The organism is Bacteroidales bacterium (genome assembly GCA_035353855.1).
Classification (GTDB): domain Bacteria; phylum Bacteroidota; class Bacteroidia; order Bacteroidales; family CG2-30-32-10; genus DAOQAK01.
This window is the reverse complement of record DAOQAK010000005.1, coordinates 84,204-111,131: the sequence shown is the minus strand read 5'-3', so window position 1 is coordinate 111,131 and position 26,928 is coordinate 84,204. Positions and strand designations below refer to the sequence as shown.

The 26,928-nt window shown below is 35.4% G+C and carries 17 protein-coding genes and 2 tRNA genes; 9 read left to right on the top strand and 10 right to left on the bottom strand.

From position 1 onward, the window contains the following. Position 1: 1 nt before the first annotated feature. From PKK00_02355 to PKK00_02310, 10 genes are all read right to left on the bottom strand, one after another. Positions 2-75: transfer RNA gene (locus PKK00_02355), tRNA-Pro, on the bottom strand. A 146-nt stretch (positions 76-221) separates the two neighbouring features. Then, positions 222-294, bottom strand: a tRNA-Lys gene (locus tag PKK00_02350). Between the two features lie 209 nt (positions 295-503). Beyond that, positions 504-2,714, bottom strand: coding sequence for a peptide-N-glycosidase F-related protein (locus PKK00_02345; protein HNW97236.1), 2,211 nt, complete (start codon positions 2,712-2,714; stop codon positions 504-506). A gap of 33 nt (positions 2,715-2,747) precedes the next feature. Further along, complete coding sequence (locus tag PKK00_02340; GenBank protein ID HNW97235.1) at positions 2,748-4,256, bottom strand: T9SS type A sorting domain-containing protein; 1,509 nt, start codon at positions 4,254-4,256, stop codon at positions 2,748-2,750. A gap of 26 nt (positions 4,257-4,282) precedes the next feature. Further along, on the bottom strand, positions 4,283-5,788 hold the full coding sequence (locus PKK00_02335; GenBank protein ID HNW97234.1) for a SusD/RagB family nutrient-binding outer membrane lipoprotein: 1,506 nt from the start codon (positions 5,786-5,788) through the stop codon (positions 4,283-4,285). A 13-nt stretch (positions 5,789-5,801) separates the two neighbouring features. Then, a complete protein-coding gene (locus tag PKK00_02330; protein ID HNW97233.1) occupies positions 5,802-9,125 on the bottom strand; it encodes a SusC/RagA family TonB-linked outer membrane protein in 3,324 nt (1,107 codons plus the stop codon). Positions 9,126-9,302: 177 nt separating this feature from the next. After that, a complete protein-coding gene (pstB, locus tag PKK00_02325) occupies positions 9,303-10,064 on the bottom strand; it encodes a phosphate ABC transporter ATP-binding protein PstB (GenBank protein ID HNW97232.1) in 762 nt (253 codons plus the stop codon). A 2-nt stretch (positions 10,065-10,066) separates the two neighbouring features. Further along, entirely contained in the window at positions 10,067-10,918 is an 852-nt protein-coding gene (pstA, locus tag PKK00_02320) for a phosphate ABC transporter permease PstA (GenBank protein ID HNW97231.1), read from the bottom strand. A gap of 1 nt (position 10,919) precedes the next feature. Next, on the bottom strand, positions 10,920-11,825 hold the full coding sequence (gene pstC / locus PKK00_02315; GenBank protein HNW97230.1) for a phosphate ABC transporter permease subunit PstC: 906 nt from the start codon (positions 11,823-11,825) through the stop codon (positions 10,920-10,922). An 80-nt stretch (positions 11,826-11,905) separates the two neighbouring features. Further along, a complete protein-coding gene (locus PKK00_02310) occupies positions 11,906-12,877 on the bottom strand; it encodes an extracellular solute-binding protein (protein HNW97229.1) in 972 nt (323 codons plus the stop codon). A gap of 230 nt (positions 12,878-13,107) precedes the next feature. On the opposite strand from PKK00_02310, the gene PKK00_02305 reads away from it, so the two are divergent. The 9 genes from PKK00_02305 (at position 13,108) to PKK00_02265 (ending at position 26,706) form a co-directional block, all read left to right on the top strand. Continuing rightward, the gene (locus PKK00_02305; protein HNW97228.1) at positions 13,108-13,425 is read left to right on the top strand and encodes a hypothetical protein; all 318 of its coding nucleotides are present in this window, start codon (positions 13,108-13,110) and stop codon (positions 13,423-13,425) included. Positions 13,426-13,509: 84 nt separating this feature from the next. Next, on the top strand, positions 13,510-17,877 hold the full coding sequence (locus PKK00_02300) for a CusA/CzcA family heavy metal efflux RND transporter (protein ID HNW97227.1): 4,368 nt from the start codon (positions 13,510-13,512) through the stop codon (positions 17,875-17,877). 24 nt (positions 17,878-17,901) lie between these two features. After that, the gene (locus PKK00_02295) at positions 17,902-19,074 is read left to right on the top strand and encodes an efflux RND transporter periplasmic adaptor subunit (GenBank protein HNW97226.1); all 1,173 of its coding nucleotides are present in this window, start codon (positions 17,902-17,904) and stop codon (positions 19,072-19,074) included. Positions 19,075-19,224: 150 nt separating this feature from the next. Then, positions 19,225-20,136 (top strand): proline dehydrogenase family protein, encoded by a 912-nt coding sequence (locus PKK00_02290; protein ID HNW97225.1) that lies wholly within the window; start codon positions 19,225-19,227, stop codon positions 20,134-20,136. Between the two features lie 500 nt (positions 20,137-20,636). Further along, positions 20,637-23,867, top strand: a complete 3,231-nt coding sequence (locus PKK00_02285) for an FAD-dependent oxidoreductase (protein ID HNW97224.1) — start codon at positions 20,637-20,639, stop codon at positions 23,865-23,867. A gap of 142 nt (positions 23,868-24,009) precedes the next feature. Further along, positions 24,010-24,489, top strand: a complete 480-nt coding sequence (locus PKK00_02280) for a DUF177 domain-containing protein (protein HNW97223.1) — start codon at positions 24,010-24,012, stop codon at positions 24,487-24,489. A gap of 12 nt (positions 24,490-24,501) precedes the next feature. After that, positions 24,502-24,690 (top strand): 50S ribosomal protein L32, encoded by a 189-nt coding sequence (gene rpmF, locus PKK00_02275; protein ID HNW97222.1) that lies wholly within the window; start codon positions 24,502-24,504, stop codon positions 24,688-24,690. A gap of 15 nt (positions 24,691-24,705) precedes the next feature. Next, positions 24,706-25,680 carry a phosphate acyltransferase PlsX gene (gene plsX, locus PKK00_02270; GenBank protein ID HNW97221.1) on the top strand — a complete coding sequence of 325 codons (975 nt, stop codon included), beginning with the start codon at positions 24,706-24,708 and terminating at the stop codon, positions 25,678-25,680. Positions 25,681-25,707: 27 nt separating this feature from the next. Then, positions 25,708-26,706, top strand: a complete 999-nt coding sequence (locus PKK00_02265; GenBank protein ID HNW97220.1) for a beta-ketoacyl-ACP synthase III — start codon at positions 25,708-25,710, stop codon at positions 26,704-26,706. Positions 26,707-26,928: the final 222 nt, after the last annotated feature.

Genomic DNA, 26,928 nt, shown 5'->3' with positions numbered 1-26,928 from the left:
GTCGGGGTGAGAGGACTCGAACCTCCGACCCCCACGTCCCGAACGTGGTACGCTAGCCAACTGCGCTACACCCCGATTATTGTTTTTAATTTTTTTATTGAAAGAACACTACCCTCTCGATTATAATAAATGTCAAATTGCAGATGTTTCATATAAAATGTAAAAATTTAGTTATTCATTCGACATTTCCAATTTGACATCATCAATTTGACATTTATTTGTCTCCCCGACAGGATTCGAACCTGTGACCCATTGATTAAGAGTCAATTGCTCTACCAGCTGAGCTACGGAGAGGTTTAATATTATTGGTTTGCAAAGTTATTAAAAAATCGGAATTATAAAAAATTTTATAAATACATCTAAAGATTACAATTGCTAATAAAAATATCACTCAATATTTTATATACAATATTCTTTATTTCTAATAACGTGCGAGCCGCTTAAATAAGTGGCTCGCACAAATTAATTTAACAAATTATTCAACGTTTTTTAAAAAACCATTCCTATTGAATAATAACTTTTTTAACAATTACATTTTCTTGTGATGCAATCTTCAGTAAATATATTCCTGCAGGTATCTTATGTACATCCATTTCTGTATGCCATGATTTATCAGCATTATCAAGCTCTTCAGAAATAAAGCATTTCCCGATTACATCATATAAACCAATATTTGTTTTTCCGCTAATCCCTGATTTAACATTAATGAATATGTTATCATTCGCAGGATTTGGATAAACAAGAACATCAGTTTTTTGATTTGAAATTTCAGCATCCGTTATTAAAGGAGTAGCGCTATATGTTATCAAATAACCATGTATTCTTAAAAATGGCTCGGTGTGTGAGCTATTGTCGTATCCGGTATTTAATGAATTTGTATACGATTGCAAAACATAATCAAGACTAATCGGCACTCCGGGAGTAAAATGATTTTGCAAATCAAAAAAATCAGGTTGAACATCCTGTCCCGGACACCAGCCTGCTCTTGCATATTGCCATGTACCGCTTTGATTTGAGCAACTATTACTGGAACAATCCGCTTTCCATAAATTCTGTGAAAAAGTTTCTGTACCATCTACTTTAATTGAATGAGTTGCATTCATAAATTCAGCAGCATTATTTGTATTGCCCTGACCATGTCCGGTAGTGGTCAACCTGATTACAGCTTTCTCCGTATTAGGTTCAATATAAATAGAGGTATCTGTTAAATCATACGATATTGCAGGGTCGCCATAAACCAGATAATCCGTGTTCCAAAGTTTATCAACTTTTACATATTTATAATCCGGTGTTCCCTGAACCAGTTTTAAAGTAATGTCAACAAGCCATCCGGATGCACCCCAAACCTGAACAAAAGACTGCAACTGAATTTTTCCAGAGAGTAACGATTTGAAATCGGTAATATCAAATTCCCAGTTTCCGCAAGCAATTCCGAAAGGAGTAATGTATCTTGCCAATTCCCACTCAGTATTATTTTTCAATAATTTTATCTGTGCTGCCTGATCCCATGGATCGCAACCACCGGTAGGACATCGTAAACTTACCTCCAATAATATTTTACTGTAATTATCAAATGATTCGGGCATGTAAACTGTTTTAATATTTGTTTGTCCTGCCGAACCAAAATTATGTTGAACGCCATTAAATATTATATTTTCCAGTGCCTGAGTAATCGATTGTTGTATTGTATCGTTGGTATGATTATTATCTGATGTTGCCGAAACATAAGCTTTTACAGTACATGCAGATTGTCCGGCAAGATTTGTTGTATTCGTAAACGTATAAATATATGTTCCGAATGCAGGAATAGTGGCATTCACAGTCTCAGTAACCGGCGTATTATTATTTAATTTATATGTTGCCTGAAAAGTGCTTATTGGTGATGTGGAATAATTTTTCACTTCAATTGCAATTTTTTCAGTGCTGGTAAAACCTGTGCCGAATATCGATGGCTTTGCAATACCTATCACACCAACATCGCAGGTTGTAACAACGAACCCGGGAACCCAATCTGTAGCCGGATCCATATTTAATAATGTCCCTTTATTTAAATTCGATGTTGCATCATTAGCTGTTGTTCCGGTACCTTCATTCATTTTCCAGTAACCAACCAAGCCGGATTCTGTTCCTGTTAATTCACTTGCCATCGATGCCTGTATTTGAGCCTGTGATCGTGCAACATTCCATATCCTGATTTCATCGAGTGTGCCATCAAATAAACGACCTGTCCATGTAGGGTTCTCTCCAAAATCTAAAATCTTTCCGGTCGAAGGATTCATTGCACCAGTTACATTCAAGCTTGCCTGTAGTTCTCCATTAATATAAATTTTCATAATTGAACCATCATATACTCCGGCAATATGATACCATGCGTTTAAGCCCATCACAGCCGGCGTTGTAACCTTCTGCCAAACATTTCCTATTGCAATTGTGAATTCGGCTTTGCCTCCTTCTCCAGCTGTTAAGCAATATCCACAGTCGGGGCTTGTTGATTGTTTGCCGATAATTGTTCCTGCCCATACACTGCTTTTCCAGGTATCTGCATTTATCCATACTTCAAGAGTTAATGCGGTTGTTGGATTTAGTGATGTGGCATCGGTAACACCAATTTTATCATTCGTGCCATCAAGGTCAAGCCCGAAATTCTGTGAAAACACGGGTGTTTGAACTATGCCTGCTATAATCGCAATAAGAATAAAAAATATTTTTTTCATGGTTTGAGATTTTGTGTTTTATAATTTTATTTTTTATTGAATGCTGATTTTTCTTTTTTCTATTTGTGATTTATATTGAATTCCCAAAACATAGATTCCTTTTGAAAATTCACTTATATCAATTTTATTAATTCCTTTTTCTTCAAAATAATTTTTTAATAATCTACCCGATAAATCGCTGATACTGATTTCTGCTTTCTCCGGCAATTCCAAAAACAAATTGTTATGAGCCGGATTGGGGAAAATTTTTGCAAAATATTTTATCTCTATATCATCATTAATACCGGTACCAATAAGCTTTTCGCTTGTATAACATAAAGTATAATATTTTTCTTGCAGATTTACATCATTGAACAAAATTGTATTTCCCATAACTTGTGACGCACACATTAAAGGCTGAAAAATTCCTGAAGTATCATCTCTAACAAGTAATGTATATAACGAATCTGCACCACCCGAAGTCAGCATGGTACCACCGGAAGCCGCATCCAGTAAATTAAAAACCACCTGCGAACCAAACTCACCTCCTTTGTTCACATACCAAACCCTTGACAATCGCTTGAAATCAGGCGGTGCATTAACCGGTGCATCCAATGCAGTAACACCAGCCTCGTTATTGTGACCAAACACTACATATTTTGAAAATTCTTTTTCTCCTATCGAAGTAATCAACGATAACCCGTTTTGTGTGACTGCATAAGTATATTGATCGGCATTTTTTCCATACCACGAAGCATTGATATCAAACTGTTCTGCCATTATAGAGTCACCTACCGGGGCATATGAATCAGCCCACGAAAAGCAGGTGCTTGTTGAGTTATGTAAAATTCCATTCAAATGGTTCAACCCATTATCATGAACAATTGAATCCACATCTTCATCAAAATTATAATATGCAATTAATCCTGTTTCATTTCCTTTTAATTGATGAAACATACCATCTTTTATTTCCTGTGCTGTTTTGGCAACATTCCAAACCCTTATTTCATCAAGGTTTCCTGTAAATTCATAAGATAGAATATCCCACGGAGCCAACCCAATTATAAATGGACTGGTATTTGAAACTATTGCAGTTTGAGGGAAAACATCTATTTCGCTAATATTCACCCCGTTGATATAATTGGTCATTTTTCCATTTGCATCATAAGTTGTTGCAATGTGTATCCATGCTGAATCCTGTGGCATTGAGCCCGGGCCGGTACGAGGAATTTCCTGATGATCGGGATTGAAAATTTCGGAATACACATCAAGATTTTCGAAACCTAAAACATAACCATTATTAAATTGGTTATCGAGTTTACCCATAATCTTTCTGTTCTCACCAAAAGTGTATGCCCTTGCCCAAACCTCCATGGTTAGCTGTGTTCCGGGATTGAATGCATTATCATTTCCACAATTGATATAAATTCCGGGATAACCTAAAGTGCACCATTGCGCATAATCTACATAAAAACTTTTTCCGGCAGAAGTTGTTTGCGAAAACCCGCTTTGCCCCGTTATGCTTAGTATTGCTATAAAAATTATTTTATTAACTATTTTCATTTTGATATTATTTTGAATTTTAATTTTTAATACATATCCCACCAGATAGGCGTAAATTCATTGTCTGCACCCTGACTCGAAACTGCTTCCAGGTAATGTTCCCTGTTTAATGTGGATTCCGAATTCGGATAAATCATTCTTTTGGGTAAATCATTCTCGCTAATTTCAGAGCCATCGTATTTTTTTAATTTCGGAAAAGCAGTACGACGATATTCTGCATAAGCTTCATAACCATTCGAGAAAGCAAATGAAATCCATTTCTGATTTATAATCTGCTCCATGCTTACCGGCGCCAATGACTGAATATACGTGTCGATTGTTTGATCGGAAACACTGTATGTTGAATCGCCGTATACTTCATAAAAATGAATATTCGCTCTTACTCCATCTTCAAAAAATTGTTGAGCGCTTCCCTGCAAACTGCCATTCAATGCTGCCTCTGCTTTTAAAAAACAAACTTCAGAATAACTGATAATCACACCGGGTGTTTCATTACGCAGAAACCATTTTCCAACTCTTGATATATCACCCCAGTTTCCATCAAGATTATAATTACTCCATGCTGAATCTGTCGTGAGTAAAAGATTGGGAACTCCTTTGTATGGCGGGATCCAGGGCAATACTGACATGGGAGATTTATCCAAAAGAATTGAAGTTCTCGGATCATTTGTATTCACAAGCATGTCAACCAAAAACTTTGAAGGATTATTTTGAACCACTGCCTGACCTGTAAAACTTGCTTCGTAAACAGGATTCTTTTTTTCTGAGTTAAACGGAAATAATATTGATTCTTCATTTGAAGATATCATGATTTTTGTTGATAAATCTAAAACCACCGAAGCGTAAGTTGAAGGCAGCCTGTCTTTGATGCGTGTTGCAAGCCTTAACCTGAGCGCGTTTGCAAACATTTTCCATCGCGAAATATTTCCTTTGCAAATTAAATCTGCTGAAGCATCAAAAAAAGATTTTGAAGGATCGAGCATCTCTTCATCATTCTTTAATTCATTCAGCATGTTCAGATAAATTAATTCCTGTTTATCATATACTGGAGTGTAATTCAAATTCGATAATCCCTGCAATGCCTCTGAATACGGTATCTCGCCCCACAAATCAGTTAAGCGATGAAAAAGAAAAACCCTCCAGATACTTGCTGCCGCATACTGATTCGCGTATTCTGGTTTTCCGTTTGTCATCAGACACACTTCATTTATATTGCTTAATGCATCGGCGTATTGTTCCTGCCAGAATGCATCTTTTCCTGAAGGTACAACATACTCCTTTCCCTGTTCCACTCCGCCTCTTGAAGCAAAATACATCATCCAGTTCATTAATCCCCACTGTTCAAGATTTACATTTGAGTTGTAACTGCAAATACCTTGTTTTAATGCATAACGAAACAAATATTCAGGACTGGTTGTTATCGGCTCATTCGGGTTAACATTCAAATCTGTCAAATCTTTTTTACAACCCGATACAATGAAAAGCATTATCAATACTAATATTCCGAAACTTTTATTTTTAATTGACTTCATATTTCACTGAATATTAAAAATCAAATTTTAAATTAAAACCAATACTTCTTCTAACAGGATAAGAATATAATTCATATCCCTGTCCGCTGCTGCTGTCATGAAAAGTTTCAGGGTCAACATTCGGAACTTTACTATACATCAGCCATAAGTTTCTTCCATAAACTGAAACATAAAAATTTTTCATTTGTATTTTGTTGAACCATTTATCGGGAAGTTTATAAGTAAATGTTAACTCTCGCAATTTTACATAGCTTGCATCATACACAAAAGGTTCATGAATTTCGTTTGTCCAATCAGAAAACTGACTCCAATATTTTTCGGGGTTAACAAAAGTTTGATTAGAAATTCCTGAAAGGTCAGTCCCTACTACATTATGCGATTGATCGTATACATATCCTCCACTTGTATAATATCCGGGATGTTCAGAAATTGATTCAGGATTATTTTCTCCATTCAACAAAATTGTTCCTGTTTGATAAACACCATCAGCCATATAACCTCCGGTTGCTTTCCAATCATCGACAGAAATTCCTGCTGCTTCACGGGCTTCTTCCGAAGCATACCATGCATCACGACCTTCCAATGTTTCTGAAAAATTTCCGGCATAACCATATCCATACATATCAGTACCGGCAAACATTTCACCGCCTATTCTTGCATCGATTAAAAAAGATAATGTGAAATTTTTCCATGTAAATGAATTGGTCATCGATAATTTAAATTTTGGATTGATATTTCCTAAAACCTGCGTGGTATCTGACCTCAGGTACATTCCATTTTCATTAATTAATTTATTTCCATTCGCATCACGTTTTATTGCATAACCAACGATATCACCGTATGGATGTCCGGGACGCGCTTCAATGCTAAGCCCCCAATGTTCCATCAATTGTAAGTTATCAACGCCTTCTGCAAGCTCAATTACTTCCGATTTATTTTTTGTGTAATTCAAAATAAAGTTCCACGAAAAATTATTTTCATCTACAGGCTTACCGTTAAGTTGCAGCTCTATGCCTTTATTTTCAATATTCCCGGCATTTATCAATGCATAGTTTGAACCCGAAGCAGGAGAAACATCAATCTGAACAATCTGGTTAAACGAATTTGTTTTATAATAACTAAAATCCAAACCAATCCTGTCGAAGAAGAATCGCATGTCTGTTCCAATTTCTTTTGAAACTAATTTTTCAGGTTTCAGATTTTCAGGAGGAATGACGGTTGTAACATTTGCAATTGTTCCGTAGGTATCAGTGCTGTCAACGTAATAAGTTTTATTTAAACGATAGGGGTCGGTATCGTTACCAACCGCTGCCCATGAAGCTCTTATCTTTCCATATGAAAATATTTTCTCTGCTTTCTTAGATAAATTCATCAGATCAGAAAAAACAAAACCCGAACTGAATGAAGGATAGAAATAAGAATTGTTTCCTTTTGGTAATGTCGATGACCAATCATTACGTGCTGTTACATCTAAAAACAAAAAATTATGATATGCTAGCTGACCTGAAAAATATAACGAGTTGATTGCTTTCTCATATAATAACGAACGATACTTTGGAGTATTCAAACTATTTTCAATAGTATAAATATAGGGTTCATTTAAACCACCTTTTGTTTCCGCAGTATTTTGTTTTGATTTGTCATACATCGCGTTTCCACCGGCATTAGCAGTGAATGAAAATATTTCCCATTCTTTTTTATAGCTCAGTAAAAAATCTGTATTGTACTCATCGCACTGAATTTCTTTCTCACTATAGGACCCCAACGAACTTATTAAACCATTATATGCATCACGACTCCAGAATTTCTGTAATGAATGATCGGGTGCAGTTCTTATTATTAATGAAAGGTTAGTATCTAAATCTATCGTTAATGAAGTGTTTCCGAAGAATCTGTTTTTTGTATCATTATTCAATTCATATTCTTCATTCCAAAAAGGGTTTGTCATCCATGCCCAGTTCATATACCATGTCTGCTCTTTTCCATCAGTGTTCATCAAATTATTTTCTAACGATTCATTGCTCACATTACGAGGCATCATAATATAATTCCTGTTCGCATTATTATGTGCATCCGACAATCCAAGACGGTTATCATAAGCCTGGCGAACGTATGAGCCAAAAACATTCAATGTAACTCTTTTGTGAATTTTTGTTCCTGCATTCAAACTTATGTTTGTTCTTTTCACTGATACATTTGGGACAATATCTGTGTTTTTCAAATCAGCAAGCGTTAAACGGCATGTTGAATTTTTCTTTCCTCCACTTAATGAGACAGAGTTATTCAAAGTCATTCCTGTTTGAAAATAATCTTTATAGTTATCAGGTTGTGATGAAAAAGATTTTTGTTTTCCGTCCCAGTCAATGATTTCCTGTCCTTCCATCTTAGGTCCCCAGCTTCCGTAAGACGAAGCATTCGTTGCATCAAAAACAGGAATACCATTACTATTAATTATCCACGGACCTTCAAATTTTCCATTGCGTCCTGCACCATAAGTATTCTGTATATCCCATAATATATAAGGTGTATCAAATGATGTATTGGAATTAAAACTTATCTGAATTTTTTTCGATGCTTTTCCTTTTTTTGTTGTAATTAAAATTACGCCATTTGCAGCACGGGAGCCGTAGAGAGCCGATGCACTTGCACCTTTCAAAACAGATATACTTTCTATATCATCGGGATTGATATCAGAAATTCCGCTGCCATAATCACGTCCGCCCCATTTATCACCTGCATTGCTAACAGTTGAATTATCTATTGGGACACCGTCAACAACAATCAATGCCTGATTATTATTTGTAAAAGATTTATTTCCGCGTAAAACAATTTTACTCGACGATGCCGCTCCTCCATTTGCTGATGCGACATCCAGCCCAGCTACTTTTCCTGAAAGCTGATTGATCATACTTACATCCTTTGCCGTTTGCAGCATATCACCTTTTACTTCGGTAACTGAATACCCAAGTGATTTTTTTTCACGCTCAATTCCTAAAGCCGTAACTACCATGCCCGACAACTGAGTTACTGACGAACTCATAACTGCATTTAACTGGCTTTGCCCATTAACCGGAATAATCAATGTATTGTAACTGATGAATGAGAATACTAATGTATCATTAGGGTTAGAAATTTTTATTGAATATTTTCCATTGGCATCACTAATTGTTCCATTGGTTGTATTATTGATTTTTACAGTAACACCAATCATTGGCGTTCCATCGTTTTTATCAGTAATAATTCCTGAAACAGTTAACTCCTGTGCAAAACTTTGATGAATAAAAAATATATTTATTAATAAGGTGAAGAATAAAAACAATTTTAAATTTTTTCTCATATCTCTTTTCACTTTTACCATTTTTTCAATTTCACTCACTTTTCAATCTCATTCTTCAACTTTATACTATTTTCAGGCTTTGGAACAAAAATCACGGCAAATATAAATAAAATACTAAATCGTTTTAGATAAATTGAAAATTTTTTTTAACAATCTTGATTTTTTTATAAAATCTACTTAGCTGATTACTCCCGAAACGTAATCTTTTGTCTTCTGTTCTTTAGGATTCTCAAGTATTTCATGAGCAGGGCCACATTCAATTACTTCCCCCATATGAATGAAAATAATATAATCGGCTATTCGCTTTGCCTGTCGGAGTATGTGAGTAACAAAAACAATAGTGTACTTATCTTTTAATTCCTGAAATTTTTTTTCAATGTGTTGGCTCGATTGCGGATCAAGTGCTGACGTTGGTTCATCGCCCAGAATAATTTCCGGTTCAACAGCCAAACCTCTCGCCAGACATAATCGCTGTTGCTGACCTATAGATAATCTTGAAGCCGGCATTTTCAAACGGTCTTTTACTTCTTCCCACAAACTTGCTTCCTTTAAATAATGTTCAACTATTAAATTCAATTCTTTTTTATTTTTAATTCCGTGAATGCGCGGGCCATACGCAACATTATCGTAAACCGACATAGGTAAAGGAAATGGACGCTGTGAAAGCAAACCCATTTTTTTTCTTATGCTTGTAATTTCAATATTCGAATCAAAGATATTTTCATTATCAACCAAAACTTTTCCGGAAATTCTTACATCATCAGCATTATCAATTAAACGATTGAAACATCTTAGTAGAGTGGTTTTCCCGCAACCGGAAGGACCTATAATCGCAGTTATTTTTTTTTCAGGAATATCAAGGTTGATATTTTTTAAAACATGATTATTCCCATAATAAACATTAAGGTCTCTGACACTGATATGTGGTATAAAATCCATTTCTAACTGATCCTGTATTTTTTTAATTTGCTTGTAAAAAATCGTGATAATATACTTATAACTAAAATGATAATAACCAGTAACAATGCCGATGCATAAGCTCTTTGCTGAACTTCGGGAAAAGGAGTTCCCAATTGAAAAAATATAGCGAGCGGCAATGTTGCAACTGATTGATATAATGATGTAGGAATATAATCTGTATAACCTGCGGTGAATAATACAGCCGCTGCATCGCCTATTGCACGGCCAAAAGCAATTAATGCCGCTGTTATTATTCCGGGCATTGCCTGTTTTATAATTACGCTTCTTGCAGTCTGAAATTTTGTTGCACCTAATGAATATGATGCTTCAAATAATCCTTCTGAAATCATCTTCATCACTTCATCAACCGAACGAATAACAACCGGAAGAATAACAATAGTTATAATTATTATTGCTGCTAACAATGAAGTTTTCAACCCAAAAAAAATCATGATGATAAATCCGAATGCACCGTAAACAATAGAAGGAATTCCCCACATCACATCAAAACACAACCGTAATGTATTTACGAAATAAGAATTTTTCTTGGAATAAACATTCATATAAATTACAACAGGTAAACTTATCAATAATGCTAAAATGGTTGAACCCGCAGCAAGATATAATGAACCAAGTATTGCATTTAATATCCCTCCTTCTTTTCCAAGGTAATATCCTCCTTTAGGAGTTTTTAAAATCATATCCCATGAAAGGGCCGGTAATCCTTTATATAAAACAGTTATGATTATGAGAAAAAGTCCACCGGCAATGATAAACATTGATGCTTTCATTAACCATACAAAAATTTTCTCTTCTAATAATTTCAATTTCATATCATGCTCCTATTATTCTTTCAACACGCATAATAGCTATGCGCGAAAACACATTGAAAATTATTACTATCACAAGTAGTATCAATGCCGAAAACATTAATGCTGAATCATACATGGGTATCGACATCATTTCACCATAATTATTTGCTATCAATGCAGGCAAAGGATAACCCGCGTCAAATATGGAATGCGGAATTTTTATCACATTTCCAACAACCATTAAAACTGCCATTGTTTCACCAAATGCTCGCGACACACCTAATATTATTGCCGCTATTATTCCGGGTAATGCTTTTTTTACGACAACAAATTTTATGGTTTGCCATTTTGTAGCACCCAGTGATAATGAGGCTTCGCGCAACTCATGCGGCACAGCATTGAACACTTCATTCAACACATGAATGATCACAGGGACTATCATTAACGCAAGAACCAGTCCACCGGTAAACACGGTATATCCTGTTGAGGAAATGCCAAAAATTGGCGCAACATATTCTTTTATTAAAGGAACGATAAAAACAATTCCCCATACACCATACACTACAGAAGGGATTCCTGCCAGAATATCAATTACCGGATTAATTGTATTGCGTAATTTTTTCTTTGCATATTCTGAAAAATAAATTGATGTAAGTATACATGCAGGTACTGCAATTATTACAGAAATCATCGTAACCCAGGCTGTACCTGAGATAAATGGCAGCATTCCGAATTTACCTTTCAACGGTTTCCATTCAGATGAAAAAATCATTTCAAAAAAAGAATGATTTTTTAAAACGGGAAATGATTTTATTGAAAGACCTATGATAATTAAAAATAAAAGTAAAATTAAAGATAACGAAAGCAACAACATTGTTTTTCCTGCAACTGAATCCAGAATCAAATTATATTTTTTTCTGTTTCTCATAAAAAACAATTATGCAAGTGGGATAAAATAATTCGTGAAATAAACTTTCACGAATTAATAAGTAATACTGAATAAATTTATTATTTCAATCTACCAAGTGCTGTATTAATTTTTTCTTCTGATAGATTTATATAGCCGGCATCTGAAACATATTTTTGCCCGTCAGTAAGCACCCATTTCAAAAATTCAACAACAACTTTATCTTTCGGCTGATCTTTACAAACAAAATATAAATCGCGTGCGGGGGGTGACGGGAAACGCCCGTCTTTAATGGCTCTTACAATACTATCTTTATGCTGATAAAAATATTCCTTATCATCAATCATTCCGTTTCCGTTAAAATCAATCGGCAAAATTTTAATACCTGAAACTACATACTTTGAAGTAGCATCGTAAGCATAACCAATATTATTATAGCCTATTCCCAGTTTATCATTCTTTACTGCTTCTGTAATTCCGGGGTCTCCCGAAACTGCAGTACCTATTATATCTTCCTGTTTTTTTCCTAAATATTTTGCCCACACATCAGCGGCACCGCAAGCATCGGAACGAGTGTAAACATTTATCTTTCCTTTAATTTTCCCATTTTTTATAGCAGCGCCCCAATCGGTAACACTACCTGTCAAAAATATTTTTTTTAATGTTTCTTTATCTAATCCTTTGTTCAATAATTGCTGAAGTACAGGATTATTAACGTTGACAATAGGAACAACCGCATCTTTTGTAACGGGAATAAACCATGCTCCTTTATCAATTTCCTCTTTTGATATTTCTCTTGAAACCATGCCAAGGCTTACCAATCCTGACAAAGCATCAGTCATTCCTTTACCTGCACCACCGGCTGAAACATCAATTTTTACATTAGGATTTAATTTGCAAAATTCATCGGCCCATTTTTGTGCAAGCGGGTAAAGTGCAAAAGCACCGGAAATACTTATGTTGCCTTTTAAATCAGAAATGTTTGTTTTATTTTCTTTTTTTTCAGAAGAAGTTCCGCATGAAGATGCAGCAAAAATGATAACAGCAAATAAAATTGTGATTGAATTTTTCATTTTAATGATTTTTTTAGAAGAACAAATATATAAAAAATATTAACTCTACAGACTTAGTAGATAATAATTATACCGACAGAAAAGAGTTTTGCAAAATATTTTTTGTTCTCTGTACGGTATAACTCGTTCTAAACAGTTTTGCAAAGGCAAAACTGTTTAGAACGAGTATAATTTCTTAAATTTTTCTTAATTAATTTCAACCTTTAAAATTATTTTATATTTTTGCTTTGATGAAATGGTTACATCTGATACTTGCTATATATATTTCTTCTCTTTGTTTTTATCCCTGTAAAGACAATGGTGACCATGAAGCATTTTCGGTTCAGAAAATAAAAGATAGTAAATCGTGCAATGAGCATCATGATGAAAATTGCTGTCATCATTGTTCGCCATTCTGTTTTTGTAACTGCTGCCAGGTGAATACTGTTGTTTCACTCTCTTTTGAATTTCATCAAATATCAACATTATCAAAAGAAATTATTACAGAATACGTTGAACACTCAATTCCTGAAATCTATTATCAAATCTGGCAACCGCCTAAAATCTGATTGATTTTTTATTTCATTTTTTTTAAAGCAAAGCTTAAATGCTTTGTCATTCCTGTATTATTTCATTATTAAAATATTAATCAGATGATAGATAAAATCATTAATTTTTCTATCAAGAATAAAATACTTATTGGATTATTTGTTTTTTTCTTGATATTGTGGGGAATATTCTCTTTAAGAGAATTGCCCATTGATGCGGTTCCTGACATTACCAACAACCAGGTTCAGATCATTTCCATTGCTCCTACACTGGCTGCAAATGAAGTAGAACAATTTATTTCGGCACCTGTAGAAGTTTCGGTAGCAAATATTCCCCACGTTATTGAATTGCGTTCAATTTCAAGACTTGGCTTATCGGTTGTAACTGTCGTGTTTAAAGACAATACAGACATTTACTGGGCACGTCAGCAAATTTCAGAACGGCTTAACGAAGCCGAAGAGTTAATTCCGGCAGGACTCACAACCCCGCAAATGGCGCCTATTTCGTCGGGGTTAGGAGAAATTTATCAATATACACTTCATATTAAACCGGGTTATGAGAAAAAGTATGATGCCATGTCATTACGTACTATCCAGGATTGGATTGTTCGCCGCGAATTACTTGGTACACCCGGTGTTGCCGATGTTAACAGCTACGGAGGTTTCCTTCAGCAATATGAAGTTGCCGTGAACCCCGATAAGCTGCGTGCAATGGGTGTTACGCTTGATGAGATCTTTTCTGCCCTTGAATGTAATAATCAAAACACCGGAAGTGCTTACATTGAAAAAAATCCTACAGCATATTTCATTCGCGGAATCGGCTTGGTTAATTCACTTGAAGATGTCGGGAATATAGTTGTAAAAAATAATAATGATGGAATACCTATTTTAATCAGTGATGTTTCAAAAGTCCAGATGGGTCATGCGCCGCGCTATGGTGCTTTTGTAGTTGATACAACAGGAGAAGCCGTTGGCGGAGTAGTAATGATGCTGAAAGGTTCGAACGCTTCAAAAGTTGTTACCGACGTGAAAAAACGAATGGAAACTATCCAGAAATCATTACCAGAAGGTTTGGAAATAGAACCTTACTATGATCGCACAGAGCTTGTCGACCGCGCTGTTGGGACTGTTTCAAAGAATTTAATTGAAGGAGGATTAATTGTAATTTTTGTTTTGGTTTTGTTACTTGGAAATTTACGTGCCGGACTTGTTGTTGCTTCGGTAATTCCGCTTTCCATGTTGTTTGCAATTTCCTTGATGAATTTATTTGGTGTATCGGGAAACCTGATGAGCCTTGGCGCCATTGACTTTGGGCTTATTGTTGATGGTGCCGTCATTATTGTTGAAAGTGTTATTCACCGCATCACACAAAGCAAAACGCATCATGTCGGAATCACAAAATTAACATCCGGGCAAATGGATATTGAAGTTTATGAATCGGCTAAACGCATGATGAATTCAGCAACTTTCGGGCAGATCATAATTCTTATTGTTTATCTTCCTATACTCGCATTGGTAGGAATTGAAGGAAAAATGTTTCGCCCTATGGCACAAACAGTAAGTTTTGCAATACTCGGAGCAATCATACTTTCGCTTACTTATGTTCCCGTTGCTTCATGTCTTTTCCTGAGCAGAAAAACGAAATACAAAAAAAATATTTCTGATAAAATAATGTCGGGATTTTTAAAAATTATTAGTCCGCTTCTTAATTTTTCTCTCAAACACAAAGTATCAGTAGTATTGGCTTCTGTTATGTTATTTGCCGGAAGTATTTTATTATTCAATACACTGGGTGGCGAATTTATTCCGAATCTTGAAGAAGGCGATTTGGCTGCCGGAGTAATCACACTTCAGGGAGGCTCGCTTTCACATACGATCGAAGCAGTTGAAAAAGCTAACAAAATTTTGATGTCGAAATTTCCCGAAGTAAAACATGCGGTATGTAAAATAGGAGCAGGCGAAATTCCAACCGACCCCACACCTATGGAAACCGGTGATTACATTATTGTAATGAAAAATAAAAAAGAATGGACAAGCGCTGAAACCCGCGAAGAAATGATTGAAAAAATGCAAAAGGAATTATCGGTACTTGCCGGAGTAAAGTTCGAATTTCAACAACCGATACAAATGCGTTTCAATGAATTCATGTCAGGTGCAAAACAGGATGTGGCGGTAAAAATATTTGGCGACAACCTTGATGTTCTTGCAGAAAAAGCAGAACAAGTAGAAAAACTAATTACTCCGGTTGAAGGTGTAACCGACATCAGTGTAGAGAAAGTTACCGGTTCCGGACAAGTACAGGTTATTTACAATCGTAAGAAATTAGCTCATTACGGATTGAATATTTCAGATGTGAACAATTTGCTGAAAACCGCATTTGCCGGCAATATTGCAGGTGTTGTTTACGATGAAGAAAAACGTTTCGATTTGGTTGTCAGGTATGACAAAGATTATCGTCAGGATATCGACTTTATAAAAAATATTTACATCCCGCTGAAAAATGGAAATCAGATTACACTCGATCAGGTTGCTGACGTTACCTTAAAAAATGGTACAGCGCAGGTTTCACGCGAAAGCACCAAAAGAAGAATCAATGTTGGTTTCAATGTTCGCGGAAGAGATGTGCAATCTGTAGTTGATGAAGTTCGCAACAAGCTAGATAAAAAAGTAAAACTTCCCGCAGGATATTATTTTGATTATGGCGGTCAATTCGAAAATTTAGTTGAAGCCAAAGAACGCTTGTTTATTGCCGTTCCGGTTGTACTGCTTCTTATTTTTATTTTGCTTTTTTTTACATTCCATTCCTTCAAGCAAACATTACTTATATATACAGCTGTTCCTTTCTCGGCAATCGGCGGGATTGTTGCTTTATATTTACGTGATATGAATTTCAGTATCTCTGCCGGTGTAGGATTCATCGCACTCTTCGGGGTTGCTGTTTTGAACGGAATTGTTCTTGTAGCCGAATTCAACCGACTGGAAAAAGACGAAGGCATTTCTGATATTTATGAACGCGTTCGAAAAGGAATACGTATCCGTTTGCGCCCGGTAATAATGACGGCTATTGTGGCTTCATTTGGGTTTTTGCCTATGGCCCTTTCAAATTCTGCCGGAGCTGAGGTCCAAAAACCACTGGCTTCAGTTGTAATTGGCGGTCTTATTTCATCAACTATTCTTACTCTTATCATCCTTCCCGTACTGTATGTTTTGTTTACGCGAAAAAATAAAAAGAATGCCAAATCAACTATTAACCCTGCATTAGGAGTTATTATTGCTTTGCTTTGTATTGCATTACCTTCAATAACCAATGCACAGAATGTAAATACAGAAACATATACTCTTGAAAAAGCAATTAACAAAGCTCTTGAAAAAAACGGCGAAATCAATGCGGCTGAAATGAATGTGGATATGAATAAAAAATTAAAATCCGCTTCATGGAATATTGACAAAACTTCTGTTGATTATACATACGGACAATCCAATTCTTTCGTAAAAGATAACAACATCAATGTTTCGCAGTCTGTTCAATTTCCAACGGTTTATGTTTATAAAAACAAAATGGCACAAGCAACTGTTAAAAGTTCAGAATACAATTTGCTTCTTTCCAAATCAAAAATTGTTGCCGATGTAAAACGTAATTATTTTGAACTTGCTTTTTGTTATTCAACGCTGAAACTATTGAAATTCCAGGATAGTTTGTACCGCAATTTTCAAAAAGCAGCCGATTTAAAAAATAAAACAGGCGAATCATCACAATTAGAAAAAATAACAGCAGAAACACAATTAATGGAAATCAATACCCATCAAAAAAATATTCTGGCAGATATTGAAATCTATAAGAAAAAACTGGCATCGTTGCTGAATCAAACCACAGCAATAGAAATTTCCGATTCGGAATTGGTAAAGCTTCCATACGTTATTCAATCTGACAGTTCTGTTATTATGGAAAACCCTTCGCTTGGGATTTCGAAACAGCAAATCGATATTTCAACGTATGAAGCTAAAACGGAAGCCTCAGCAATGCTACCCGATTTTACAGTAGGATATTTTAATCAATCTAATAAAGACCTCTCTGAAAACGACCGGTTCACGGGCATTTCAGCAGGTATAACGATTCCCCTGTTTTTTAATTCTGAGAAATCAAAAATTCAGGCAGCTAAAATAAATAAGGAAATTGCAGAGCAGAATTTTGAAAATAATATCAGGATAGCGCAAAACGAGTATGCTTCGTTGTTGCAGGAGTATTCGAAATACAAAACAAATCTCGATTACTACGAAACAAAAGCTTTAGCTCAGTCTGAATTAATTATTTCTTCAGCAAATAAAAGTTATAAAGCCGGGAATATTGATTATGTTGAATATGTTCAAAGCCTTGACAGAGCTATTGAAATCAGAAGCAATTATCTGGAATCGTTGCTTGACTTCAATTTCACAGTTATCGCAATTGATGAATTTATCGGAAAAATCAAATAATAAAAATTTATAAAAATCAATTTTATGAAAAATAATATAATTGCCATTATGCTTTTTGGAATTCTGTTTGCCACTGCATGTGGAAATGGCAGTAAAAAAAGTGAAGAAGAAAGTGAAACACTTCCCGAAAACACTTGTGAAATGAACGAAGAGCAATACAAACTTGCCGGGATAGAACTGGGAAATGTAGAACAAAAAAATATCGGAAGCGTTTTAAAACTCAGCGGAATTATTAATGTTCCGCCACAAAACCTGGTTACAGTTTCAGCACCATTGGGCGGATATATCAAAAGCACCGACCTGTTGCAAGGCAGTCCCGTAAAAAAAGGTCAGGTACTTGCAGTTATTGAAAATCCCGAATTTATTGAACTTCAGCAAAACTACCTTGAAAGTAAAAGCCAGCTCGAATATTCTGAAACCGAATACCAGCGCCAGAAAGAACTTTATGAAGGAAATGTAAATTCAGCTAAAACTTACCAGCAGTCACTTTCAGAATATAAAACATTAAAAGCAAAAGTAAATGCATATGAGCAAAAGCTTGCCCTTATTGGTATTTCAGTTGGTCAACTGAAAGATGACAAAATTACAAGTTCGGTAAATTTAGTTTCCCCTATAAACGGATATATTAAAACCGTAAATGTGAATGTGGGAAAATATGTTGAAGCAACAGATATTGTTTTTGAAATTATCAACAACGATAAGCTTACACTGGAACTGACCATGTTCGAGAAAGATCTGGAAAAAATAAAAGAAGGACAGGATATCGAATTCAAAACCACCAACAATAACGACATTTCTTACAAAGCCACCGTTTACCGCGTAGGTAAAGCAATCAATGATGATAAAACCGTTAAAGTATACGCAACAGTTGATGGCGATGCTAAAGATTTGATTGCCGGAATGTATGTATCGGCACAGGTTGAAACCGGTGAAGAGTTGGTTGATGCGCTTCCTACCGATGCTATTGTTTCGTTTGATGATAAAGATTATATTTTCATTTCAAAAGGAAAAAGAAATGAAGAAGGTAAAACAGTCAATGATTTCCTGATGGTAGAAATCACAAAAGGAACAAGCGCAGGTGGATTTACCCAGGTAACCCTTCCTGAAAAAATTTCTAAAACCGATAAAACCATTGTTATTAAAGGAGCTTATGCATTACTTGCCGCATTAAAAAATGCCGGGGAAATGAGTTGTTAATCCTCTTAATGAATAGCAAATAAAATAATATTTTCTTTTCATTAAAAATATAATCAGCGAATCGAATAATATATAAATTTGCCAAAAATATATTATTCATTTAATATATTAAAAAGAAACCTATTTATTATATCATTAATCTGAAAAACTATGTTCAACAAAATGATTGCAGCAATGCTTCCTTACATGCCCCAGCAGTTTGTATGGGTGTTCTCAAAAAGATATGTAGCAGGGAAAACTCTCAATGAAGCTATCGGCTATTGTAAAGACTTAAACGCACAGGGCATAAAAATAACGATAGATATACTCGGCGAATTTATTAAGAACCTTGATGAAGCTGAACAAAACAAAAATGAATATCTTGAAGTAATAGAAACGATACAGAAGAATAAAATTGATGGGAATTATTCATTAAAACCTACAATGTTCGGACTTTTAATTGATAAAGAAGTTTGTTATAAACATATTCGTGAAGTTGTAAAAAAAGCAGCCGAATATGATAACTTTGTCAGAGTTGATATGGAAGACACACAATGTACCGATATAGAAATTGAATTATTTAGAAAACTGAAAAAGGAATTTCCAAAGAATGTTGGTCTGGTTGTTCAGGCTTATCTGAAAAGAACATTATCAGATGTTACCAATCTTTTAGATGTTAACACTCCCGAAATTCCTTTGAATTTCAGGCTTTGCAAAGGAATTTATAATGAACCAAAAGAATTGGCTTTTAAACATTATGAAGAAATAAACCAGCATTATCTTGAAGATCTTGAGTTTATGTTTAAAAATAAAATCTATGTTGGTATCGCTACCCACGATAAACCTTTAGTTGACGGAGCATATAAGCTAATCGAAAAATATAATGTGCCAAAAAATATGTACGAATTCCAAATGCTTCTTGGCGTTACTCCCGATCTCAGAAAATCCATAACCGACAAGGGTCATACCATGCGCGTTTATGTTCCTTTCGGAATCAAATGGTTTGCATATTGCACCAGGCGACTAAAGGAAAATCCTAAAATGGCTGGATTAATCATTAAAGCGCTTTTTAAAAGAGGTTAATTCTATTTTCAAAAGTAATTGCGTTTTTGAAACAGTTCCGGTAATACGTTCTGAAAAAATTCAAAAACCGATAAAACCATTGTAATTAAAGGGATTTACGCATTACCTGCTGCTTAAATAAATGCCGGCGAAATGAATTGCTGGTAATTCCGATTTATAGCAAAGTAATAATATTTGCATTTCATAAAATAACAGTTCGGTAATTTTTTTATTTAAGGACTAAAGTCCTTGATAATTGTGGGTTTCGTAATAGCCCCGACCTTAAGGTCGGGGCTATTAAAACTCAATAAAATTGGGCTTTAGCCCAAAAAATACTAAAAAATTACCGAACTATTGATAAAAAAATAATCTGTAAAAATCATTCAGCGAATTAAAAAACGTATAATTTTGCAGTTGTTATTTGATAAACAACTCGCGGAATATGCGAAAATAAAGGGTTTATCATATAATTAGATTTATTTACAGAACTATTCCCTTAATAGGAATAAATTTTTATAATCATGCATAAGATAGAAAAACATCCCATTATTTCAATCGAACAACATGAGAAACATGTTTTTCAATATAATGGAAAAGAAATTATTGGAGAAAAAGGATTTACCATTGCAGCTGCTTTACACCAGGCTGGTTTTCCCATTCACTCTCACAGTCTTGCCAACAGGGAAAGAAGTCTTGAATGCGGCATTGGAAAATGCGGCGCCTGCGAAATGCTTGTTGATGGAAAGATTAAAAGGATCTGCATCACAACATGTGATGAAGTAAAAACCGTTGAGGAAATTCCAAATGGCTATGTTCCTAAGCCTACCGACTATTTATCAAAAGATGCATTAAAAGTTTATAAAACCTCTGTTGTAATTATTGGTGCCGGACCAGCAGGTTTAGCTTGTCGTGAAATACTTAATGAATCCAAAGTTTCAAATATTGTTGTCGACAGCAATGCTAAAATTGGCGGACAGTTCAATATGCAAACACATCAATTCTTTTTCTTTGAGAAAGAAAAGAAATATGGTGGTATGAGAGGATTCGAGATCGCAAAAATTCTTGCCGGTGATGACCATACCGGAATATTCCTTGACTGTACGGTTTGGGATATTTTCGAGAATAACCGCATCGCAGTGAAAAATATGAAAACACAGGAAATATTCTATATCGACTGTGAATATTTTGTGGTAGCTGCAGGAGCTGTTCCATTCCTTCCAAGCTTCCACAACGATGATCTACCGGGCGTTTACACCGCTGCCGTTATTCAGAAAATGATGAATACCGAGCTGACCTTACTCGGGAAAAATATTCTTACTGTGGGTGCAGGAAACATTGGTTACCTTACCAGTTACCAGCTAACCCAGGCAGGTGCTAAGGTTAAAGCCATAGTTGAAGCATTACCGCACGAAGGTGGATTCCCTGTACAGGCAAACAGGGTAAGAAGATTAGGCATTCCTGTTATTCTTTCACATTTGATTATTGAAGCTATTCCAAACAAAAATCATGACGGTATTACCGGGGCTGTAATTGTTGAAGCAAAGAATTTCAAACCGGTTCCGGGTACTGAGAAAATAATCGAAGGAATTGATGCTATAAATATTTGTACCGGGTTGATCCCCGACAACGACCTATTGATAAAGGGTCGTGAAATGTTCGGAAGAAAATGCTTCGGCGCAGGTGATGCGATCCGCATTGGCGAAGGCACAAGTGCCGTACTCAGGGGCAAACAGGTTGCCTACGAAATTCTTGATACCATGAGTAAGAATTATAATTATGAAGCATACTTAACCGTTTCAAAAGAATATTTCGATTCGCAACAGCATCCTGAAAAAATAATCGAAGAACCATATATGCCCTCAAAAGAAAGAATGGAAAAACCATTCGTACAAATTGATTGTCTGTATGGCTTTTCATGCAACCCCTGTGCATTCGCCTGTCCACACGGAGCTATTACCAAATCTTCTACAAGCACTGTTCCTCAGATTGACTTTGAAAAATGTATCGGATGTATGGATTGCGTTTATCAATGCCCGGGGTTAGCAATTTTTGGATACAACTTAAACAAAGAAACCCTTTTCCTTCCTGTTGAATTGGATGTTAAAGAAGGTTCTGATGTTTTCCTTGTTGACAATTACGCAAATAAAATAGGTGAAGGAAAAATCGATAAAATTTTAAAGAAGAAAAACCTTACTAACATTGCACGTGTAAAATCACAAGGAATTCCGAAAGAAGAATTGGTTAAGGTTCGCGGATTTGTTGTTAAGGAAAATTATCCTGAAAAACTTAATCTCAAATCGCATAAAGAAAAAACCGATGATGAAATTTACATGTGCCATTGTGATGATGTTACTTTGGCTGATGTGATGAAAGTGATCGGTGACAGAAAATACATTTCCATTGAAGAAATAAAACATACTACTCATTTGGGAATGGGTCCATGCCGCGGGAAAAGATGTCTTCTTCGTTTGCGATTATTATTAAGACCAAAAGGCGTTACTCTTATCGGTCACCCAACTCCACGTGCTCCTTTATCTAATCAGATCACGATTGGAGAACTTTATCCAACCAATAAACATGAAAAGGTAATTACCAATATTCATAATCAGAAACCTAAAGTAGTAGAAGTAAAATCATTTGTTGCAGGTGGAGGTATTGGGGGAAGTTCATTGTTCAGATATCTTGCAGAAGAAGGGAAAGCCCCTGTATTGATTAATTTTGGGTTTGGCTCATCATGGCGTAATATTGCCGGAGGACGCCCACAGTTCAGCCTTCCTGAACTTACAGATATCTCAAGGCATAATTTGGAATTATTTAAAAACCTCAGCAAAAATCACGAAATAGATTTTCGATTAACAAATTATATCACTTTTGCTCATGATGAGGAAATGCTGAAAACACTGGAAGATTCTTTAGCATGGCAGAAAGGAGTTATGCTAAAACCAAATCAGTTCCGTACAGAAATCTCTCCTTATTATAATGCTTCTAACTCAAAATATCTTGCTGCTCTAAAAACCGGCGATTGCTGGCAGGCTACACCGGGTAAGGTAATCGAAGCTTTACGCCAGATTGCGATTAGCAAAGGAGGAACACTCCTTGAAAACTGTGAATTAATTGATGTTGAGAAAAAAGATTCTGTTTATAAAATTATTGTCAAGACCAACGAAAACGAATATATCGAGTATCGCACCGAAATATTCATTAATGCATTGGGAGGAAATGGCGATAAGTTTGCAAAAAAATTAGGTATCGAAACAGGACTTTACCCGGTTAAACACCAGGCATTTATTACAAGAAGGTTGCCTATGCTGGGATTAAACGGAAGTTCTTTGGATATGTTGATCGACAGAAGAAAATACAAGGGATTTATTGCTGTTTACGGTCAGCAGCTTGCTGATACAGGTCAAATCATTGGTTGTGCTTCCCCACAAATTGAACCGGGTGAAACAGGTAAAGATTTAAAATACAATTCCGAAAACTTTATAGAAATTGTGTCCGAAATATTTACCGATTGGATTCCCGAAATTTCAGCTGTCGGATTCCAGGCATTGTGGTCGGGATATTACACCGAACCAAGAATGATCATAGATACCCATCTTGGACTATTCTTAGGGCTTAGAGGTCAGGGATTTATGTTGGGTCAATACCTGGGTAAAATGTATGTTGATAAATTGATGGGACGAGAAACACCAACATATTTTAAAGAATTGGAAATTAATGGAAGTGCGCTTCTTGAAAAAGCTTTTAAATAAGAGAAATCTATTCCTTTGAATAAAGAAAAATACATTTTTTTTATTCAAATAGAAATATTACCTTTGCCGCTCTTATTTAAAAACGTTTGTTTTGAGCTTGTTAAAACAATTTGCAATTCAATTTGCGAGTTTAAAACCAGGAATGTATGATTTTAAATTCGATATTAATGAAAAGTTCTTTGATCATTTTGAAGAATCTGAAGTAAAGCATGGAAAATTAAATGTGCTTGTTGAGTTGAATAAACAGCCTCGTATGTTTATTCTGAATTTTAAAATCACAGGAACGGTAAAACTTATATGCGACAGGTGTTTGGATGATTTCGATTTGGATATCGATACCGAAAACCGGTTGATAGTAAAAATAAGTAATGATACCAAGGAGGAAACAGATGAAATCATTTCGATTTCTGAGTCTGAACATTCAATCAATGCAGCGCAATATATTTACGAATTCATCCACCTGGCTTTACCTTCAAAAAGAACACATCCCGAAAATAAAAAAGGGAAAAGTGGTTGCAATAAAGATGTTTTAAAAAAGCTAGAAGAACATAAGAGTAAAGAGAATATTAAAACAGAAATTGATCCCCGATGGGAATCGTTGAAAAAAATAAAATTTAATTAAATATTACGTGTTATGCCAAATCCGAAACATAAACACTCGAAGACAAGAAGAGACAAAAGAAGAACGCATGATAAAGCAGTTGTTCCTACTACAGTTGTTTGTTCAAACTGTGGCGCAGCTGTTCTGTATCACAGAGTATGCAGCGAATGCGGCTACTATAAAGGCAAACTCGCCATCGAGAAAAAAGAAGCTACTGCATAATTAAATCATTACCGGATGAAAATCGGGATTGATATTATGGGCGGCGATTTCGCCCCTCAGGCAACTATAGACGGCGCTATTTTAGCCCTCAAAGAATTGCCTAAGGATGTACGTATTTGTCTTTTTGGTAATGAAAAAACCATCCTATCAGCGCTTGCTGAAAGAAAAGTCAATGCTGCTGACTTTGATATTTTCCATGCTTCCGATGTAATAGAAATGGGGGAACATCCCACTAAAGCATTTTCACAAAAACCATTATCAAGTATTGCACTTGGGTTTGAAATGCTGAAAAAGCAAAAAATTGATGCTTTTGCGGGAGCCGGGAATTCAGGCGCTATGCTTGTTGGTTCAATATATAGCACGGAACCGATTAAAGGAATTATCCGTCCTTGTATTTCTACCATGATACCTAAAGAAGAAAAAGGTATTGGGATCATGCTTGATTCAGGGGTCAATTCCGATTGCAAACCCGATATGTTATACCAATTCGGAATTTTAGGTTCTCTTTATGCACAATATGTATACAATATTCACAATCCAAAAGTAGGACTTTTAAATATTGGAGAAGAAGCAGAAAAAGGCAACTTACTTGCACAATCTGCTTTTAAACTGATGAAAGATACCAAAGATTTTAATTTTATTGGGAATATAGAAGCACGCGATCTCTTCAAAGATAAAGTGGATGTTATCGTTTGCGATGGGTTTACGGGAAATATTATACTGAAACATACCGAATCGATGTATCGTTTGTTCGTGAAAAAAGGATTTAAAGGTGATTTTATTGATCGGTTCAATTATGAGAATTATGGAGGAACTCCTATTCTTGGAATTAATGGTACCGTTGTGGTTGGTCACGGGATATCCAATGATAAAGCAATTAAAAATATGATCCTTCTTACTAAAGAGGTTCATGAAGCACAATTATATAAAAAAATAAAAACTGCAATTGACAGTTATACCCAGTGCAAGAAAAATGAATGCAATCGCTGATATTATTAATTTTCAAATATTATTTAAATGTCAAAAATCAGGGCAGCAATAACAGGTATTCAAGGAGCATTGCCTGAATATATTCTGACAAATGATGAATTAAGCCAAATGGTTGATACATCTGATGAATGGATAATGACCCGTATAGGTATTAAAGAAAGAAGGATAATAAAGGAAGCAGGGAAAGGAACTTCTGATATTGGCGCCGAAGCTGTAAAAAAACTTTTAGAAAAAACAAATACTAAGCCTGAGGAAATAGATCTTTTAATTTGCGCAACAGTTACACCTGATATGCAATTTCCGGCAACAGCTAATATTATCAGCGATAAAGTCGGAATAAAAAATGCATTCAGCTTCGATTTGAATGCAGGTTGTTCAGGGTTTTTATATGCACTCCATACTGCCTCAAAATTCGTTGAATGTGGTTCAAATAAAAAAGTGGTGGTGGTGGGCGCCGAAAAAATGTCCTCAATAGTTGATTATACCGACAGGGCCACCTGCCCTATTTTTGGTGATGGCGCAGGAGCTGTACTGCTTGAACCTACAATGGAAGATCTTGGTGTAATGGATTCTATGCTTCAGGTTGATGGTATAGGTCGAATTCATTTACATCAAAAAGCCGGAGGTTCGGTAAAACCTGCTTCACACGAAACCATTAATGCCCGCGAACATTTCATTTACCAGGAAGGTCAGCCTGTTTTCAAATGGGCTGTTTCGAAAATGGCGGATGTTTCAGTTGATATAATGAAACGTAATAATCTTACTTCCGATGATATTGCATGGTTAGTACCTCATCAGGCAAATTTGCGTATTATTGAAGCAACCGGTAACCGCATGAAACTTCCGAAAGAAAAAGTAATGATCAATATTGAAAAATTTGGAAACACCACATCTGCAACAATTCCTTTATGTTTGTGGGAATGGGAATCCAAACTAAAAAAAGGCGATAATTTAATATTAGCAGCCTTTGGCGCAGGATTTACCTGGGGTGCAATTTACCTGAAATGGGCTTATGATCCGAAATAAAAAATAAGAGGTACTGTTTTAAAAAGTAAGATAAAAAAAGTTATTTTTATTAACTCAAAAAAAGTACTTCATTAGAACTACTATATAGTGTAGCCTCGTATTCATTCGGGGCTATTTTTTTATATAATCCCTACAAATACCACCCATAGTTGTTAAATAACAACTATAAATAGCGTAATTACAATTAAAAGTTTTTGATTTTTTTTGATTCCGCAAACCAAG

Excerpts from the sequence above, each read along its gene's own strand:
- PKK00_02345 (HNW97236.1), bottom strand. The coding sequence starts at position 2,714 with ATGAAAAAAATATTTTTTATTCTTATTGCGATTATAGCAGGCATAGTT.
- PKK00_02340 (HNW97235.1), bottom strand. The coding sequence starts at position 4,256 with ATGAAAATAGTTAATAAAATAATTTTTATAGCAATACTAAGCATAACG.
- PKK00_02335 (HNW97234.1), bottom strand. The coding sequence starts at position 5,788 with ATGAAGTCAATTAAAAATAAAAGTTTCGGAATATTAGTATTGATAATG.
- PKK00_02330 (HNW97233.1), bottom strand. The coding sequence starts at position 9,125 with ATGAGAAAAAATTTAAAATTGTTTTTATTCTTCACCTTATTAATAAAT.
- pstB (HNW97232.1), bottom strand. The coding sequence starts at position 10,064 with ATGGATTTTATACCACATATCAGTGTCAGAGACCTTAATGTTTATTAT.
- pstA (HNW97231.1), bottom strand. The coding sequence starts at position 10,918 with ATGAAATTGAAATTATTAGAAGAGAAAATTTTTGTATGGTTAATGAAA.
- pstC (HNW97230.1), bottom strand. The coding sequence starts at position 11,825 with ATGAGAAACAGAAAAAAATATAATTTGATTCTGGATTCAGTTGCAGGA.
- PKK00_02310 (HNW97229.1), bottom strand. The coding sequence starts at position 12,877 with ATGAAAAATTCAATCACAATTTTATTTGCTGTTATCATTTTTGCTGCA.
- PKK00_02305 (HNW97228.1), top strand. The coding sequence starts at position 13,108 with ATGAAATGGTTACATCTGATACTTGCTATATATATTTCTTCTCTTTGT.
- PKK00_02300 (HNW97227.1), top strand. The coding sequence starts at position 13,510 with ATGATAGATAAAATCATTAATTTTTCTATCAAGAATAAAATACTTATT.
- PKK00_02295 (HNW97226.1), top strand. The coding sequence starts at position 17,902 with ATGAAAAATAATATAATTGCCATTATGCTTTTTGGAATTCTGTTTGCC.
- PKK00_02290 (HNW97225.1), top strand. The coding sequence starts at position 19,225 with ATGTTCAACAAAATGATTGCAGCAATGCTTCCTTACATGCCCCAGCAG.
- PKK00_02285 (HNW97224.1), top strand. The coding sequence starts at position 20,637 with ATGCATAAGATAGAAAAACATCCCATTATTTCAATCGAACAACATGAG.
- PKK00_02280 (HNW97223.1), top strand. The coding sequence starts at position 24,010 with ATGTATGATTTTAAATTCGATATTAATGAAAAGTTCTTTGATCATTTT.
- rpmF (HNW97222.1), top strand. The coding sequence starts at position 24,502 with ATGCCAAATCCGAAACATAAACACTCGAAGACAAGAAGAGACAAAAGA.
- plsX (HNW97221.1), top strand. The coding sequence starts at position 24,706 with ATGAAAATCGGGATTGATATTATGGGCGGCGATTTCGCCCCTCAGGCA.
- PKK00_02265 (HNW97220.1), top strand. The coding sequence starts at position 25,708 with ATGTCAAAAATCAGGGCAGCAATAACAGGTATTCAAGGAGCATTGCCT.